We start from the raw sequence: 16,749 nt of genomic DNA on the forward strand, positions 1-16,749 counted from the left end.
TTCAGGCCAGCCAGCGGGCGAGGTTGGCCTGCACGAAGGCATCGTCGGCGAGGTCGGCGTGTTCCGCGCAGACCCGGTCGATCGCTTCCTTCTGTCCCGGGCTCAGCGCCTCGTCCGGGTCGAGGCACCAGATGCCTTCGAGCAGGCCCTGGCGGCGCAGCACCTCGTGGCAGCCGGCGATGCATCCATGGAAGTCGTTCGCGACGTCGAAGAAGGCGCTGTTGCAGTCGGTGACGCGGCTGTCGAGCGCGAGCAGGCCCGCATCGACCGGCTGCATGCCGGTTGCCGCGGCCTGGCAGCGCGCGAGGAGCTCGACCGCCCCCGAAGTCCACACCGACCAATGCCCCAGCAGGCCGCCGCGGAAGCGCACGGTGACCGGCTCGCCGTCGCGCATCACGGTGAAGGGCGTGACGAGGTCGAGCACGATGTGGTCGTCGTTGCCGGTATAGAGCGTGACCCTCGACTCGGCCCGGGCCGCCACCACGCCGCGCACCACGTCGAGCGTGCGGTAGCGATGGAAGGGCGCGACCTTGATCGCCACCACGTTGTCGATGGCCGCGAAGCGCGCCCAGAAGGCGGCGCTCAGGTCCATGCCGCCGACGGCGGGCTGGAGGTAGAAGCCGATCAGCGGGATCTCCTCGGCCACCGCTTCGCAATGCGCGATGAGCGCGTCCTCGTCGGCGCCCTTCATGGCAGCCAGGCTCAGCAGGCCGGCGTGATAGCCGAGTCCGCGCGCGAGCCTTGCCTCGCCGACCGCCTGCGCCGTGCGCCCGCAGACGCCGGCCACCATCGCGATCGGGCGCGGCTTCGGCGCGAGCCAGTCGCGCGCAGTGTCGATCGCGAGGCGCAGCACCTCTTCGTACAGCCCCGCCTCCCGGATGGCGAACTGCGTGGTGTGGACGCCGACAGCGAGCCCGCCCGCGCCTGCGTCGAGGTAGTAGCGCGTCAGCGCACGCTGCCGGCGCGCATCGAGCGTGCGCGCGGCCGTGAGCGCCAGCGGATGCGCGGGTATCGCGAGGCCGTTGCGCAGCAGCGCGCGAACGTCGGAAACCGGGAGTGTCGAAGCGTTCATCGGGTCATCCAAATTCAGGTCCGGCCAGCACGAACAGGTGCTCGCCGGCCTGCGCCACGCAGGGCGGCAGCGAGGGCGCGAGCGCCATGCGCACGAAGGGCCGCTGGACGCGGAATCCGCGTGCCGACAGCGCCTCGGCAAGTCCCTGCCAATGCGAGGGAACGTCCAGGAACACGCGGCCGGCAATGCGCGCCAGTGCCGCATCGAGCAGCACGACGGCCTGCGAAAGGCTGGGGGCGACCAACGGTCCGATCTGCAGCGCGCGCCGGCCGCGGCGCACGATGGCGAAGCCGCTGGCCTTGCCCGCGTCGTCGTGCAGGAGCCAGGCCATGCTGCCGTGGCGCGCCAGGAAGTCACGCAGCAGAAAGCGCCGGTCGAGGCCCGCGGCTTCGGTGTCGAGCGCGGCGATCGCGTCCAGGTCCTGCAAGCCGGCCGCGCGCACGCGAGCCTCGCCGGTGTGGACACCCTTGGCGGCGGGCAGCTCCGCTTCCCAGCGCGCCAGCGCAAAGCCGGGCTCGAAACCCAGGCGCCGATACACCGGCTCGCCCGCCGGCGTGGCGTCGAGCACGGGAACGACACTGTCCTGCACCAGCTGCCCGACACATCGCTCGAGCAATGCCGTCGCCAGCCCGCGATGCTGGAATTGCCGGTCGACCAGCACCATCGAGATCCAGGCCACGCCGCCATAGGGCAAGGTGGCGGCGCTCGCCACCAGCTGGCTCTGCGCCGTGCGCCAGCCGATGGCCCGGCCATGCTCGACGAAGAGCTGCCAGTCGTCGGCGGTCTGGTTCCAGCCCGCGCCGTCCGACAGCGCGACACCGGCCAGCACATCGGCCGACGTCATCGCCACGGGGGCCAGCGCGTCAGAAGGCGCCATCCCGCACTTCGAACCTGGTGGGCTTGCCGAAGCTCTCGCGTTCGTTCTTCACCCAGTCGGCGACCCAGTCGAGCATCGCCCCGAGCGGCACCAGCGGGTAGCCGAAAAGGCGTGTCGCCTCGGTCGTGTCGGACAACAGCGCCGTGGGCGCCTCCTGCCCGACGATGGAAACCTCCACGCCCAGCCGCAGCGCGAACTCCTGCGCCAGCCAGCGCACCGAGATCGTCTCGGGCCCGGTGCAATTGATGGGCGTGGCAGGCACCTTGCAGTGCCGCAGCAGGCGCAGCACCTGCGCGTTGGCGTCACCCTGCCAGATCACGTTGACGTGTCCCATGGTGACGTCGACCGGATCGCCGCGGTGCACCTTCGACGCGATGTCGAACAGCACGCCGTAGCGCATGTCGATCGCGTAGTTGAGCCGAAAGATGCGCCCGGGCGTGCCGTGCTTTGCGCCGAAGTACTCGAACATGCGCTCGCGCCCGATGCACGACTGCGCGTACTCGCCGATGGGCGCGGGTGCCGTGCGCTCGCTCGCGCCCTGCCGGCCGATGGGCGTGAGCGGATAGATGTTGCCGGTCGAGAAGCTCACGATGCGCGCGTCGCGGAAGGTGTCGGCCACCAGCGCGGGCACGTGCGTGTTCATGGCCCAGGTGAGCGACTGCCTGCTGGAGGCGCCGAACTTGTGGCCGGCCGCGAACACGATGTTGGGCAAGCGCGGCAGCGCCTCGACCGCCGCGCGGTCCAGCAGGTCGCAGGCGATGGTCTCGATGCCCCAGCCTTCGAGCTTGTCGCGCACCGCCGGATCGCTGAACCGCGCGACGCCGATCACGCGCTTGTGCGGCGCGGCGTTCCTCGCGAGGCGCGCGAGCGTCGGGCCCATCTTGCCGGCAACCCCGAGGATCATCAGGTCGCCTTCGACCTGCGCCATGTCGTCGATCAGCGCCTGGCTGGGCCGCGACAGGAAGTCGTCGAGCGCCTCGACGGAATCGAAGCGCGCCGGCAGCGCTCCCGGCTCCAGCAGCGGCACGGCGCCAACGCCCCCCGGGCCCTGCGGTTGCGATGTCTGCATCGGAAAACCCCGTGTTCCAAGTTGTCGCGGCGAGCTTAGAAGCTTGGCCGACGCGTGTCAACCGTTTGGTTGAAACGGCGGATCGGCGGTCGACCGATGCGAGTTTTCGATGCGCGCTCGATGCGCTTCAGTCCGGACGCAGCCCCGCCATCGCGAAGGACACGACGTGCTTGCGGTAGGCATCGACCGCCTTCGCCTCGGACAGGTCGCGCGCGAAGATCGACGACAGCGTGAGCCGGTTCGAGAAGAAGAAGTACGACATGCCCGCGACCGAGATATAGAGCTCGACAGCATCGATCCCGCGCCGGAACACCTTCGCTGCGATGCCGCGCCGGAGCGTCCTGGCGATGAGGTCGATCAGCGGCGAGTTGGTCTCGCGGATCGCCGCCGAATCGCGCACGTGCGCCGCGCCGTGCGCGTTCTCGTGGTTGAGCAGGCCGATGAAGTCGGGGTGCCGCGCGAGGTAGTCGAAGGAAAAGCCGATGAGCGCGGCCATCGCCTCGGCGGGCTGCATGTCGCCGAGGTGGAGCTCGCGTTCGAGCGAACGGATCTCGGTGTAGACGACCTCCAGCGCAGTGCGGTAGAGGCCTTCCTTGCTGCCGAAGTAGTAGTAGATGAGCTGCTTGTTGACGCCGGCGCGAGAGGCGATTTCGTTGACACGTGCGCCGGCCAGTCCCTTGGCCGCGAACTCGCCCCGCGCAGCGACGAGGATGGCGTTGCGCGCGGCGTTCTGCTCGGCGAGGGCGGCGGGGTTGTCCGCGGCAGCGTCTGGGGTGGGAGCGGCGCGGCGCGCGGGCATCGTGGGTTTGGCAGGTCGGCTCGAAGTGCGCGGATTATCCGCGCGACAGAGCTGCGCAGGGACATTGCTTTCCGTGCACCCCTTGCACCCCTTGCACTGGTGTGCCGCGCCCGCGCATGCGCCGGGGCCGTGCGGCTGCGCCGCCTCACTGGGGCTTGGCCAGGCCCAGCTTCTGGATCAGCGCCTTCTCGCGCGCAAAGGTGGTCTGCGCGAACTTCGTGTAGTCGGCCGAGCTCATGTAGTTGGGCAGCATGTCGTAGCGCCCCAGCGCCGCCACGTAGCTGGGCTCTTCCATCGCCTGCTTGAAGGCGTCGTGCAGCTTCTTCACCACCTCCGGCGGCGTGCCCTTGGGCGCGCCGATGCCGAAGGGCGAGTTCTGCACGATGTCCAGACCCAGTTCCTTGAGCGTCGGCGCATCGGGGAACTTGGCCAGCCGCTTCTCGCCCCAGGTGTTGAGCACGCGCAGCTTGCCGGCCTCCACCTGAGGTGCGAAGCCGGTGCTGTCGGCCGCGGCCATCAGCTGGCCGCTGATCACCGCGAGCATCAGGTCGGCGCTGCCCTTGTAGGGCACGTGCTGCAGTTCGATGCCGGCCTTCTGCGCGATCAGCTCGGTGGTGAGGTGCGGGCTGGTGAGCGTGCCTGTGGAGCCATAGGTGAGCTTGCCTGGGTTCGCCTTCGCATAGTCGACGAAGTCCTTCCAGCTCTTGAGCGGACTGTCTGTGGGCACCACGATGCCGAAGGCGTAGCCAGTGACGTTGATCACATAGCTGATGTCCTTCACCGGGTCCCAATTGATCTTGGTGGTGTAGGACAGCCGGAACACGCCGAGAGGAATCTGCGCGATGGTGTAGCCGTCCGGCTGGGCGGTTTGCAGCGCCTGCGCGGGCAAGGTACCGCCCGCGCCCGGCTTGTTCTCCACCACGACGGGCTGGCCGATGATCTTGGAGGCGTTGTCGGCCAACTGCCGCATCGTGATGTCGGTCGGGCCACCGGCCGGGAAGGCGATGACCAGCTTGATCGGCTTGGCGGGAAAGCTCTGCGCGTGCACGGCCGCAGCGGCCAGGCCGAGCACGGCGGCACAGAGGAGGGAACGACGGAACATTGAGCAAGCTCCAGGATAGGAAGGCCGCCATTTGGCCGCGCCGCCTGCGTCCCGGCAATCGGGGCTGACCCCCGGGCCTGTCGCCGGGGCGTCAGCCCGACTGCTCAGCTCATCAGGCCTCCCGCCGCATCGGCACCGCCGCGGCCTGGACAGGCAGTTGCACCACCTCATGGCGGCCCGCGCCGCGCGCCAGCACCGGCGCCAGCGCGACGCCGGTGTGCGTGCGCAGCCGCACCACCTCTTCCGGCGGCGCCGCTGCAACCACTCGCCCGCCGCCGTCACCGCCCTCGGGGCCCAGGTCGACCAGCCAGTCGGCTTCGGCGATCACGTCGAGGTCGTGCTCGATCACGACCACGCTGTGGCCGCCGTTCACCAGCCGGTGCAGCACGTGGATCAGCTTCTCGACGTCGGCCATGTGCAGGCCAACCGTCGGCTCGTCGAGCACGTAGAGCGTGTGCGGCACCTTGTTGCCGCGACGGGTGACGTCGTCGCGCACCTTGCTGAGCTCGGTCACCAGCTTGATGCGCTGCGCCTCGCCGCCGGAGAGTGTGGGCGAAGGCTGGCCCAGCGTAAGGTAGCCCAGGCCGACGTCCTTCAACAGCTGCAATGGATGGCTGATGTTGGGCATGGAGGCGAAGAACTCGACCGCCTCGTCCACCTCCATCTGCAGCACGTCGCCGATGCTCTTGCCGCGCCAGCTCACCGCCAGCGTCTCGGGATTGAAGCGCGCGCCGTGGCAGACCTCGCAGGGCACCTTGACGTCGGGCAGGAAGCTCATCTCGATGGTGCGCACGCCCGCGCCCTCGCACCCGGGACAGCGGCCTTCGCCGGTGTTGAAGCTGAAGCGGCCCGGACCGTAGCCGCGCGCCTTGGCTTCCAGCGTGTCGGCGAAGAGCTTGCGGATGGTGTCCCAGAAGCCGATGTAGGTGGCGGGACAGCTGCGCGGCGTCTTTCCGATGGGTGTCTGGTCGACCTCCAGCACGCGGTCGATGGGCTCGTAGCCTTCGACCGCGGCGCAGCCGGACCAGGCGGGGCGCTTGCCGGCAGCGTCGGCATCGCGGCCCGCCTTGGTCATGCGCTGCACGACGATGGCATGCACGTTGGCGAGCAGCACGTCGCGCGCCAGGGTGGACTTGCCGGAGCCGCTGACGCCGGTGACGGCGACCAGGCGGTTGAGCGGCAGGGTCACCGTGACGTCCTGCAGGTTGTGCAGGTTGGCGCCGCGCACGGTCAGCCAACGCAGGGCGCCCTCTCCTTCCGCGGGAGGGTTGGGCTGGGCGCGCGCGGCGCTCGACCTGGTGCGCAGTGACGTGCCGGAGGCCGCGCCTCCACGCTCGCCCGCTCCCGGAAGGGGAGGAAGAAACACGGCGCGCCTGGGCTGAAGGGGGTGCTTGATCGCCTCCCGGAGATAGCGCCCCGTCTGCGAATCGTTCGCCGCTTCCAGGTCGGCCACTGTGCCTTCAGCCACCAGACGCCCGCCGCGCTTGCCTGCGCTGGGCCCGATATCGATGATGTGGTCCGCACGGCGGATGGTGTCTTCGTCATGCTCCACCACCACCAGCGTGTTGCCCTTTTCGCCCAGCTTGTGCAGCGCGTCCAGCAAGATCTGGTTGTCCCGCGCATGCAGGCCGATGGTGGGCTCGTCCAGCACGTAGCACACGCCCTGCAAGTTGCTGCCCAGCTGTGCCGCGAGGCGGATGCGCTGGGCCTCGCCGCCCGACAGCGTGGGGGCGCCTCGGTCGAGGGTGAGGTAGCCGAGGCCGACTTCCTCGAGGAACTCGAGGCGGCTGCGGATCTCGGGGACGAGGTCGCGTGCGATCTCGGCCTGCCTTCCGGTCAGCGCGATGTGATCGAACCACACGCGGACATCGGTCACGCTCATCCTCGCGAGCTGCGTGATGGCGATGCCGCCCTCACCCCAGCCCTCTCCCGCCGGCGGGAGAGGGAGCAATTCGGGGTCCGTTGCCTTGACCGCGGCCGTGTGGGTGAGCAAGGCGGTGTCTGCGCCTGCACTCGGGCCTGGCGCCCTCTCCCCTCCAGCGAGAGGGCTCGGGCGCGGGGCGTCCCCGCCGAACAGCACCGCTCGCGCTGTCGGGTTCAGCCGCGTCCCCTTGCACGTCGGACACGCCACCTCCCCCACGTCTTCGGCCTCGGGCTCCGCAAAGGTCTGCTCCCGCCCCCGGTTGTCCGCCGCCATCGTCGTGTCGTCGTAGACCTTGCGCTGTTCCTTGGTGAGCCTGACCCCCGTGCCCACGCAGTCCGGGCACCACCCATGCTTGCTGTTGTACGAGAACAGCCGCGGATCGAGCTCGCCGTAGCTGGTGCTGCACACCGGACAGGCGCGCAGCGTGGAGAAGACCTGGACACGACCGATGCCCGCAGCGGACACGCCCGCCATCATGGCGCTGCGCAGGCCGGTGAGCTCGCTCAGCACATGCACGACGCCCTTGCCGTGCTCCAGCGCGCGCGCCAGCGCCTCGCGCAACTCGGCCTCGTTCGCAGGCTCCACGTCGAGGCTGGCGACCGGCAGCTCGATGCTGTGTTCCTTGAAGCGGTCGATGCGCGGGAATCCGGTGGTGGGCAGGAACTCGCCGTCGACCCGCAGGTGCGTGAAGCCGCGCGGCCGCGCCCAGTCAGCCAGCTCGGTATAGACGCCCTTGCGGTTGCTCACCAGCGGCGCCAGCAGGCCGATGTGCTGGCCTCGGAAGTTCTTCAGCAGCTGCGCCGCGATACTGTCCGGCGTCTGCGGCTGCACCGCCGCGCCGTCGCGGACGCAGTGCTGGATGCCGAGCTTGACGTAGAGCAGGCGCAGGAAGTGCCAGACCTCGGTGGTCGTGCCCACCGTGCTCTTGCGCCCGCCGCGCGACAGCCGCTGCTCGATGGCCACCGTCGGCGGGATGCCGTACACCGCGTCAACCTCCGGCCGGCCCGCCGGCTGCACGATGCTGCGCGCGTAGGCGTTGAGCGATTCGAGGTAACGCCGTTGCCCCTCGTTGAACAGGATGTCGAAGGCCAGCGTCGACTTGCCCGAGCCGCTCACGCCGGTCACCACGCTGAACTTGCCGCGCGGGATGTCGACCGACAGGTTCTTCAGGTTGTGCTCGCGCGCATGGACGATCTGGATCGCATCGCGGCCCGCCTCCTGCTGCCGCGCGCGCGCCGCATACGCCCGTGCGGCGCGCTCCGCCACCTTGTAGGCGCCGGGGCCGATGGCCAGCTCGTAGTCGATCAGCGCGGCGCCGGTCAGCGAGGCGCTGTTCTCGCGCACCTGCTCGGGCGTGCCCACCGCGACCACCTGGCCGCCGCCCTCGCCGCCCTCGGGGCCGAGGTCGATCAGCCAGTCGCTGGCGCGAATCACGTCGAGGTTGTGCTCGATCACCACCAAAGAATGGCCGGCATCGAGCAGCTTGCGCAGCGCCCGCATCAGGCGTGCGATGTCGTCGAAGTGCAGGCCGGTGGTCGGCTCGTCGAACAGGAACAGCGTGCCCTTGCGCGCCAGCGGCTGCTTGCTCGCACTGCCGTTCTTTGCCGCCTCCGCCAGGAAGCCCGCGAGCTTGAGGCGCTGGGCCTCGCCGCCCGAGAGCGTGGGCACCGGCTGGCCCAGCTTCACATAGTCCAGGCCCACGTCGACGATGGGCTGCAGCACGCGCACCACCTCGCGGTCGCCGGCAAAGAGCGCCGTCGCCTCGGCCACCGTGAGCTCGAGGATGTCGGCCACGTTGTGGCTTTGCCCGCCGCGCTCGACCTTCACCTCGAGGATCTCGGGCCGGTACCGCTTGCCGTCGCAGTCGGGGCAGCGCAGGTAGACGTCGGAGAGGAACTGCATCTCCACATGCTCGAAGCCCGAGCCGCCGCAAGTCGGGCAGCGCCCGTCGCCGCTGTTGAAGCTGAACTTCGAAGCCGTGTAGCCGCGCTGCCGTGCGAGCGCGGCGGTGGCGAAGATCTCGCGGATCGCGTCCCACGCGCCCACGTAGCTCGCGGGGTTGGAGCGCGCCGTCTTGCCGATGGGCGACTGGTCGACGAAGACCACCTCGCCCAGCTGCTCGGCGCCGAGCAACCGGTCGTGCGCGCCGGGCGTCTCGGTCGCCTTGCCGAAGTGGCGCATCAGCGCGGGCGCCAGCACGTCCTGGATCAGCGTCGACTTGCCCGAGCCGCTCACGCCGGTGACGCAGACCAGCCGCGCCAGCGGGAACTCGACCGTGATGTTGCGCAGGTTGTGCTCGCGCACGCCTTCGAGGACGAGGCGCGGCGTGTTGTCGCTCACCATGCGCCTGAAGCTCATGCCGATCTGCTTGCGCCCGCCCAGGTACTCGCCGGTCAAGGTGTCGGCGTGCCGCAGTTCGGCCGGGCCGCCGTCGAACACGATGCGTCCGCCGCGCACGCCCGGCCCGGGGCCCATGTCGATCACGCGATCGGCGGCAAGCATCACCGCCGGGTCGTGTTCCACCACCACCAGCGTGTTGCCGGCGTCGCGCAGGCGCAGCATGGCCTCGGTGATGCGGTTCATGTCGCGCGGGTGCAGGCCGATGCTGGGCTCGTCGAGCACGAACAGGGTGTTGACCAGCGAGGTACCGAGCGCGGTCGTCAGGTTGATGCGCTGCACCTCGCCGCCGCTGAGGGTGCGGCTCTGGCGATCGAGGGTGAGATAGCCGATGCCGACGTCGTGCAGGTAGCGCAAGCGCGTGGTGATCTCGTCGAAGAGGAGCTTGAGCGCCTGGGTCTCCCCCTCACCCCCGCCGGGCTGCTGCCCATCGAAGAACCGCCTCAACCGCTCGATCGGCAACAGCATCAGGTCATGCAAACACAACCCGGGCAGCGCCTCCAGCTGCTCGCGCGACCACTTCACGCCCACCGGCATGACGCGCTTCGAGGGCTCGAGCACCCCATCCGCATCCGCCTTGCTTCCGATGCGCCACAGCAGGCTCTCCAGCTTGAGCCGCGCGCCCCCGCACGCCGGACACGGCGTGTAGCTGCGGTATTTGGACAAGAGCACGCGGATGTGCATCTTGTAGGCTTTGCTCTCCAGGTACGCGAAGAAGCGCCGCACGCCGTACCACTGCTGGTTCCACTTGCCGTTCCAGTGCGGCGAGCCCTCGACCACCCAGGCCTGCTGCTCGGGCGTGAGCTTGTACCAGGGCGTGTCGCGCGGGATGCCGGCCGTCTCGGCATGGCGCATCAGGTCGTCCTGCGCTTCCTTCCAGGCCGGCGTCTGGATCGTCTTGATGGCGCCGGCGCGCAGCGTCAGCTTGTCGTTGGGGATCACCAGGCCCAGGTCGACCCCGATCACGCGCCCGAAGCCGCGGCAGGTCTCGCAGGCACCCACGGCCGAGTTGAAGGAGAACATCGAGGGGATCGGGTCCGCGTAGCGAATGTCCGTGTCGGGGCAATGCAGCCCCGTCGAGAACTTCCACACCTCTGGGGATGAAGCCCCCACGCTCCCCACTTCGTGTGGTTCGCTGCCCCCCGAGGGGGCTGTCCCGCCTTGGGGCGGCCCGGCATGCGCCGTGAGCCGCCCGCTGCCGCGCTTGAGCGCCACCTCGATTGCCTCGATCACCCGCGCGCGTTCGGCGTTCGCCATGCGGAATCGGTCGGCGACCACGTCCAGCACCTTGCGCGGGCCGGTCGGCGTGGCAATCTGCCGCTCGCCCTGGACGCGGGTGAAGCCGCTGGCCGACAGCCACTGCGCGACCTCTTCGTCGCTGGTCCCGGCCGGCAGTTCCACCGGAAAGGTCAGCACGACGCGCGGATCGCCCGCCGCCGCCGCGCGCGCAACCAGGTCCGCATAGATCGAGTCAGGCGAATCGTGCCGCACCGGCAGCGCGGTCTCGCGGTCGAAGAGCTGCGCGGCGCGCGCGTACAGCAGCTTCAGGTGGTCGTTGAGCTCGGTCATCGTGCCGACGGTCGAGCGTGACGAGCGCACCGGATTGGTCTGGTCGATGGCGATGGCGGGTGGTACCCCCTCCACCTTGTCCACCGCCGGCTTGTCCATGCGATCGAGGAACTGCCGCGCATAGGCCGAGAAGGTCTCGACGTAACGGCGCTGGCCCTCGGCATAGAGGGTGTCGAACACGAGGCTCGACTTGCCCGAGCCGCTCGGCCCGGTGACCACCGTCATCTCGCCGGTGCGGATGTCGAGGTCGAGGTTCTGGAGATTGTGCTGACGCGCACCGCGTATCCGGATGGAGCCCTGTGTCATGAGTGCCTTGGGGTGGGGGCAGACATTCTAGAAACCAACGGGCCGCAATGTGCAAAGCGTCACATGACCGGCCGTTCGGCAAGGTCAAGGGGGCACCGGCGCTGGTGCGCGCCAAGGATGCCTTGATCATGATCGACAAGTTCTGTCCGGACGTCGATGACTTGCCCTCGCTAATCGTCGTGATGCGGGGGAAGTATGAGTGCCAAAACATGAGCCACGGCCTGGTGACTCATGCGTGATCAAGTACCCCATCGTCAATGGGGAGGCGGGCTGTTCCATCCCCGCCGTGCTTCTCGCCCGACATGTCGACCTTGTCCCCTGCCTGCATGATCACGAAGAGCGAAATGGCCGCGAAGACCACGAAGCCGATGGCCAATTTCCACATGATCTGCGTCTCCTGGATGTTCAACGAAAAAGCCTCGCGCCATGGACACGGCACGAGGCTTCTTTGTCGAACAAGGGGCCGGCGCCCCTTGTTCAGGTCAGGCTAGGCCGGCGGCCTAGTCGTTCGCGTAGATGTCGACATCCTTGGTCTCGCGCACGAACAGCGTGCCGACCACCAGCGTGATGCCCGCGATGATGATCGGATACCAGAGGCCGTTGTACATGTTGCCGGTCGAGGCCACGATCGCAAAGGCCGTGGTCGGCAGCAGGCCGCCGAACCAGCCGTTGCCGATGTGGTACGGCAGGCTCATCGAGGTGTAGCGGATGCGCGTCGGGAACAGTTCGACCAGCATGGCGGCGATCGGGCCGTAGACCATCGTGACCAGCAGCACCAGCCAGAACAGAAGCGCAACGACCATCGCCTTGTTCATCTTGGCCGGATCGGCCTTGGCGGGGTAGCCGGCGGCCTTCAGGTCGTCCGCGACGCCCTTCTTGAACGCGGCAATCTCCTTGCCCGATCCTTCGTCGAACTTGTGGTTGACCACCTTGCCGACGGGCGCCTCGACCGTCTTGTTGCCGATCTTGACGACCGCATTGGAGCCGGGCGGGCCTTCGACGTTGTCGTAGCTCACCGAGTTCTGCACCAGGTAGCGCTTGGCGATGTCGCAGGAGCTGCTGAAGTCGATCTCGCGTGCCACCGGGTTGCCCTGGAAGGAGCAGGACTTGGGATCGGCCGTCACCGTCACGCCGGCAGTGGCCTGGGCCTTGGCGAGGTCGGGGTTGGCGTACTCGGTCAGCATCTTGAAGACCGGGAAGTAGGTCACCACGGCCAGCAGGCAGCCGGCCATGATGATCGGCTTGCGGCCGATCTTGTCGGACAGCGTGCCGAAGACCACGAAGAAGGGCGTGCCGATCAGCAGCGCGGCCGCGATCATCAGATTGGCGGTGGTCGCATCGACCTTGAGTTGCTGCGTCAGGAAGAAGAGCGCGTAGAACTGGCCCGAGTACCACACCACGGCTTGTCCGGCGGTCAGGCCGACCAGCGCCAGGATCACGATCTTGAGGTTCTTCCACTCGCCGAAGGATTCGGCGAGGGGTGCCTTCGAGGTCTTGCCCTCGGCCTTCATCTTCTGGAAGGCCGGCGACTCGGAGAGCGACAGTCGGATCCACACCGACACCGCCAGCAGCGCGATCGAGACCAGGAAAGGCACGCGCCAGCCCCAGGCACCGAAGGCGTCCTCGCCGAGCCAGGTGCGCACGCCGAGGATGACCAGCAGGCTCAGGAACAGGCCCAGCGTGGCCGTGGTCTGGATCCACGAGGTGTAGGCGCCGCGCTTGCCGTGCGGCGAGTGCTCGGCCACGTACGTGGCGGCACCGCCGTACTCGCCGCCGAGTGCCAGCCCCTGCAGCAGCCGCAATGCGATCAGGATCACGGGCGCCGCGACGCCGATGGTGGCGTAGCTCGGCAGCAGCCCGACGATGAAGGTCGACAGGCCCATGATCAGGATGGTCACCAGGAAGGTGTACTTGCGTCCGATCATGTCGCCCAGCCGGCCGAACACGATGGCGCCGAAGGGCCGCACCAGGAAACCGGCCGCAAAGGCGAGCAGCGCGAAGATGAAGGCCGCGCCCGCTTCCAGGCCGCTGAAGAACTGCTTGGCGATGATGGCCGCCAAGGAACCGTAGAGATAGAAGTCGTACCACTCGAACACGGTGCCGAGCGAGGAAGCGAAGATGACCTTCTTCTCCTCCGCGGACATGGGGCGGGGTACAGGCGTCGGCCTTCCCCGCGAATCAAGTGTGGCTGCCATTTCGTCGTCTCCTGTTATTCCCACGGCGTGGGGCGTGACGAATTCTTGGCGGGACGACTGACCCAGGGCTTTCGCCAAACTGAATCGGTGCTGACGAATTAGGGTGAGACCCGAAGGGCGCGTTTCAGAATGTAGAAAATTCAGCGATTGCTGCTGCGCAGCAGCGTGGGGCGCGCCGCGGCACCTTCCCACTGCGGCCCGTCGAACCAGGCATTCCCGCGCAGGTAGTCGCGCAGCATGGCCAGACCGTCAAAGCCCCAGAACTGGCGACCGTCGACTTCGCACATGGGCACGCCGAAGACGCCACGCGCGATGGCCGCGTCGGTATTGGCCTTGAGCTGCGCCTTGACCTCCTCGCCGCCTGCATCGCGCTGCACCCGCAGCCGAGCGGCGAGGGCGGCCAGCCGCACGGCATCGCCTGCCTCGCCGCCGCCCTGCCAGACATCGCGGAAGATCGTCTCGGCCACGTGGCGGTTGACGTCGCCGTCCGCCGTGGTGGCGAGCGCGAGCCGCAGATGCGGCAGCGGGTTGTAGGGATGCGAGGCCGGCATCTCGATCGCGATGCCATTCGCCTGACCAAGCCACAGCACGTGGCGGTAGGTCCAGGCCCGCTTCGCAGGAATCTCGGCAGGGCCGAGCTGCCCGTGGTGCTTGAGCAGCGCACCCAGCAATACCGGCCGGTAGGCCACGCTGTAGCTCAGCCCTTCGAGCGCTTGCGGCAGATGCTCGAAGGCCAGGTAGGCGTAGGGCGAGATGAAGTCGAGATGGAAGGTGATGTGCTTCATGGCCGATCTTCTCCTCCGGAGTCCAGTAAGCCTGCATCGGCGCGCAGCTCGATGGCTCGCCACACGCTGCGTCGGGTTGCGTCGTCCATGCCGCTCCATGCGGCGATCTCGTCGATGGTGCGCAGGCAGCCTTCGCAGAAGCCACTGGCCGGGTCCATGCGGCAGACGGAAATGCAGGGAGAGGGCACGTCGCGTGCCTTGCTGCGCGCGGCGACGGCGCGATCGGCGAGCGGATGGAGGGCATCCCCGCTCACACCACGTCCGCCACCGGCGCGCCGGTCAGCGACTCGAGCTCATGCGGGCGCAGTTGCACCACCGCATGCGGGTGCCCGGCCGCCGCCCAGACTTCGTCGAAGCGGAACAGCTCGCGGTCGATCAGCATCACCGGGGCCGTGGCATGGGCAAAGGGCGAGACGCCGCCGATTGAGAAGCCGGTCGCGCGTTTGACGAAGTCGGCATCGGCGCGGCCCAGCTTGCCGCCGACCAGCGCTTCGACCTTCTTTTCGTCGACCCGCTTGTCGCCCGAGGTCACGACCAACACCGCTGCCTCGTCGCTCTTGCGGCGGAACACGATGCTCTTGGCGATCTGCGCCACCGAGATGCCCAGAGCATCGGCCGCCTGCTGCGCGGTGCGGCAGGCATCGTCGAGCATCCGCGGCGCATGTGGATGGCCACGCTCTTGCAGCAGCCGCGCGACGCGCTGCACGCCTTCCGGGAGGGATGTCAATTCAGCACCGCACATGGATGGGCCAAGCGTATCTCACGCCGCCCGCTTGGTCCGGATCGCCTTCGACACCCGCGAGTTCGGCTCCCGGCCGAGGGCCTCGTTGATGTAGACACCGGCGTCGATGAGCTTGTCGAGGTCGATGCCGGTCTCGATGCCCATGCCATGCAGCATGTAGACCACGTCCTCGGTCGCGACGTTGCCTGTGGCGCCCTTCGCAAAGGGACAGCCGCCCAGGCCGCCCACCGACGTGTCGAATTGCCACACGCCCAGTTCCAGGCTGGCAAGGGTGTTGGAGAGCGCCTGGCCGTAGGTGTCGTGGAAGTGGCCGGAGATGTCGTCGACGGCGAAGTGATCGAGCGTCGCCTCGAGCGCGCGGCGCACCTTCAGGGGCGTGCCCACGCCGATGGTGTCGGCAACGCCTACGTGCTGCACGCCGATGTCCTTCATCAGCTTCGCGAGCATGCCCACGCGCTCGGGCGCGACCTCGCCTTCGTAGGGGCAGCCCACGGTGCACGACATGGCGCCGCGCACATGGATCCCTTTCTCGCGCGCCGCGTCCACCACGGGACTGAAGCGCTCGATGCTCTCGGCGATGGAGCAGTTGATGTTCTTCTGGCTGAAGGCCTCGCTGGCGGCGCCGAAGACCACGATCTCGTCGGGCCACTCCTCGCGTGGCGCGGCGATCGCCGCCTCGAAGCCCTTCATGTTGGGCGTGAGCACCGAATAGCGCACGCCCGGCCGGCGGCGGATGCCCTGCATGACCTGCGCGTTGTCGGCCATCTGCGGCACCCACTTCGGGCTGACGAAACTGGTGACCTCGATCTCCTTCAATCCGGCCTCCTGGAGGCGATGGACCAGGCCGATCTTGACCTCGGCGGGAACGGCCTGCTTTTCGTTCTGCAGGCCATCGCGCGGACCGACGTCGACGAGCTTGACATGGGTGGGGAGCTTCATGGGTTGAGCCTTGTTCAGTCTTGTCTTGGGTAACGGGATTCAGTATCCCCGCTCGCGCTCGACCACGCCAGCCACGGGCTCGCCCCGCTCGATCGCAAGGATCTTGCCGGCGATCTGGGCAATGGTGGCTCCGCGTACCGTGCGTGCCGAGCCGTGCGGCGTCACCGTGATCTTCGGATGGCGCCAGAAAGGATGGTCTGCAGGCAGCGGCTCGACCTCGAACACGTCCAGCGTGGCGCCGGCGAGCTGCCCGCCGTCCAGCAGTGGGACGAGGTCGGCCTCGACCAGGTGCGCGCCGCGCGCGACATTGATCAGGTAGCCGCCCGGCTTGCCGCCATTCAGGCGCGAGAGCGTCTCGCGGTTGAGGATGCCGCGCGTGGCCTCGGTCAACGGCAGCAGGTTGACCAGCACGCGGCTGGCGCCGAGGAAGGCGTCGAATTCCGCCTCGCCCGCAAAGGAGCGCAGGCCCTCGATCGCCTTGGGCGAGCGGCTCCATCCATTGACCGGGAACTCGAACTGCGCGACCGCTTTCGCAACGCGCTCGCCCAGCACGCCCAGGCCCATGACGCCGACGGGAAAGTCCTCGCGCTCGCGCGGCCTGCGAAAGCCCCAACGGCTCTCGCGCGCCTCGGCCTCGTAGAAATCGAACTCGCGGAAATGCCGTATCAGCGCGTGGCAGACGTACTCGGCCATCTGCACCGACATGCCTGCATCGTCGAGTCGCACAACGAGGGCCTGGGGCGGCAGCCTGAGCTTGAGCAATGCATCCACGCCCGCACCGATGTTGAAGATGCCGCGCAGCCCCGACTGCTCGTCGATGAAGGACTGCGGCGGCGACCAGACAACGGCATGGTCGGCCTGCGGCGCGCCCGGTTCCCAGTTCTCGACCTCGGCGCCGGGCAGCGCGGCGCGCAGGCCCTCGATCCAGGCGTCAGGGCGGTTGTCGGTGAGGCAGACGGTGATTCGCATGCCC

Annotated in this window: 13 protein-coding genes; all 13 read right to left on the minus strand. The window is 68.5% G+C overall.

Features of this window, described 5'->3' with window-relative positions:
• Nucleotide 1: 1 nt before the first annotated feature.
• Nucleotides 2-1,072 (minus strand): dihydrodipicolinate synthase family protein, encoded by a 1,071-nt coding sequence (locus G3W89_RS24505; RefSeq protein ID WP_162576593.1) that lies wholly within the window; start codon nt 1,070-1,072, stop codon nt 2-4.
• Nucleotides 1,073-1,076: 4 nt separating this feature from the next.
• Nucleotides 1,077-1,949, minus strand: a complete 873-nt coding sequence (locus tag G3W89_RS24510; RefSeq protein WP_162576594.1) for a GNAT family N-acetyltransferase — start codon at nt 1,947-1,949, stop codon at nt 1,077-1,079.
• A complete protein-coding gene (locus G3W89_RS24515) occupies nt 1,936-3,018 on the minus strand; it encodes an NAD-dependent epimerase/dehydratase family protein (protein WP_162576595.1) in 1,083 nt (360 codons plus the stop codon). Before G3W89_RS24515 ends, G3W89_RS24510 begins: the two co-directional genes overlap by 14 nt.
• A 127-nt stretch (nt 3,019-3,145) precedes the next feature.
• On the minus strand, nt 3,146-3,817 hold the full coding sequence (locus tag G3W89_RS24520) for a TetR/AcrR family transcriptional regulator (protein ID WP_162576596.1): 672 nt from the start codon (nt 3,815-3,817) through the stop codon (nt 3,146-3,148).
• Between the two features lie 145 nt (nt 3,818-3,962).
• Nucleotides 3,963-4,919, minus strand: a complete 957-nt coding sequence (locus G3W89_RS24525) for a tripartite tricarboxylate transporter substrate binding protein (RefSeq protein WP_162576597.1) — start codon at nt 4,917-4,919, stop codon at nt 3,963-3,965.
• A gap of 112 nt (nt 4,920-5,031) precedes the next feature.
• The gene (gene uvrA, locus G3W89_RS24535; RefSeq protein WP_232076719.1) at nt 5,032-11,115 is read right to left on the minus strand and encodes an excinuclease ABC subunit UvrA; all 6,084 of its coding nucleotides are present in this window, start codon (nt 11,113-11,115) and stop codon (nt 5,032-5,034) included.
• Between the two features lie 229 nt (nt 11,116-11,344).
• Entirely contained in the window at nt 11,345-11,500 is a 156-nt protein-coding gene (locus G3W89_RS33010) for a hypothetical protein (RefSeq protein WP_174258284.1), read from the minus strand.
• A gap of 115 nt (nt 11,501-11,615) precedes the next feature.
• Nucleotides 11,616-13,310, minus strand: a complete 1,695-nt coding sequence (locus G3W89_RS24540; protein ID WP_162576598.1) for an MFS transporter — start codon at nt 13,308-13,310, stop codon at nt 11,616-11,618.
• 140 nt (nt 13,311-13,450) lie between these two features.
• On the minus strand, nt 13,451-14,095 hold the full coding sequence (locus tag G3W89_RS24545) for a 2-hydroxychromene-2-carboxylate isomerase (RefSeq protein WP_162576599.1): 645 nt from the start codon (nt 14,093-14,095) through the stop codon (nt 13,451-13,453).
• Entirely contained in the window at nt 14,092-14,349 is a 258-nt protein-coding gene (locus tag G3W89_RS33395) for a DUF1289 domain-containing protein (protein ID WP_162576600.1), read from the minus strand. Before G3W89_RS33395 ends, G3W89_RS24545 begins: the two co-directional genes overlap by 4 nt.
• A complete protein-coding gene (locus tag G3W89_RS24555; RefSeq protein ID WP_162576601.1) occupies nt 14,346-14,837 on the minus strand; it encodes a YbaK/EbsC family protein in 492 nt (163 codons plus the stop codon). The genes G3W89_RS33395 and G3W89_RS24555 overlap by 4 nt, the downstream gene beginning before the upstream one ends.
• 18 nt (nt 14,838-14,855) lie before the next feature.
• On the minus strand, nt 14,856-15,776 hold the full coding sequence (locus G3W89_RS24560; RefSeq protein WP_162576602.1) for a hydroxymethylglutaryl-CoA lyase: 921 nt from the start codon (nt 15,774-15,776) through the stop codon (nt 14,856-14,858).
• A gap of 39 nt (nt 15,777-15,815) precedes the next feature.
• Nucleotides 15,816-16,745, minus strand: a complete 930-nt coding sequence (locus G3W89_RS24565) for a 2-hydroxyacid dehydrogenase (RefSeq protein ID WP_162576603.1) — start codon at nt 16,743-16,745, stop codon at nt 15,816-15,818.
• Between the last annotated feature and the right edge of the window lie 4 nt (nt 16,746-16,749).

Origin of the sequence: Variovorax sp. PBL-H6 (assembly GCF_901827155.1) — a bacterium.
Taxonomy (GTDB): Bacteria; Pseudomonadota; Gammaproteobacteria; order Burkholderiales; family Burkholderiaceae_C; genus Variovorax.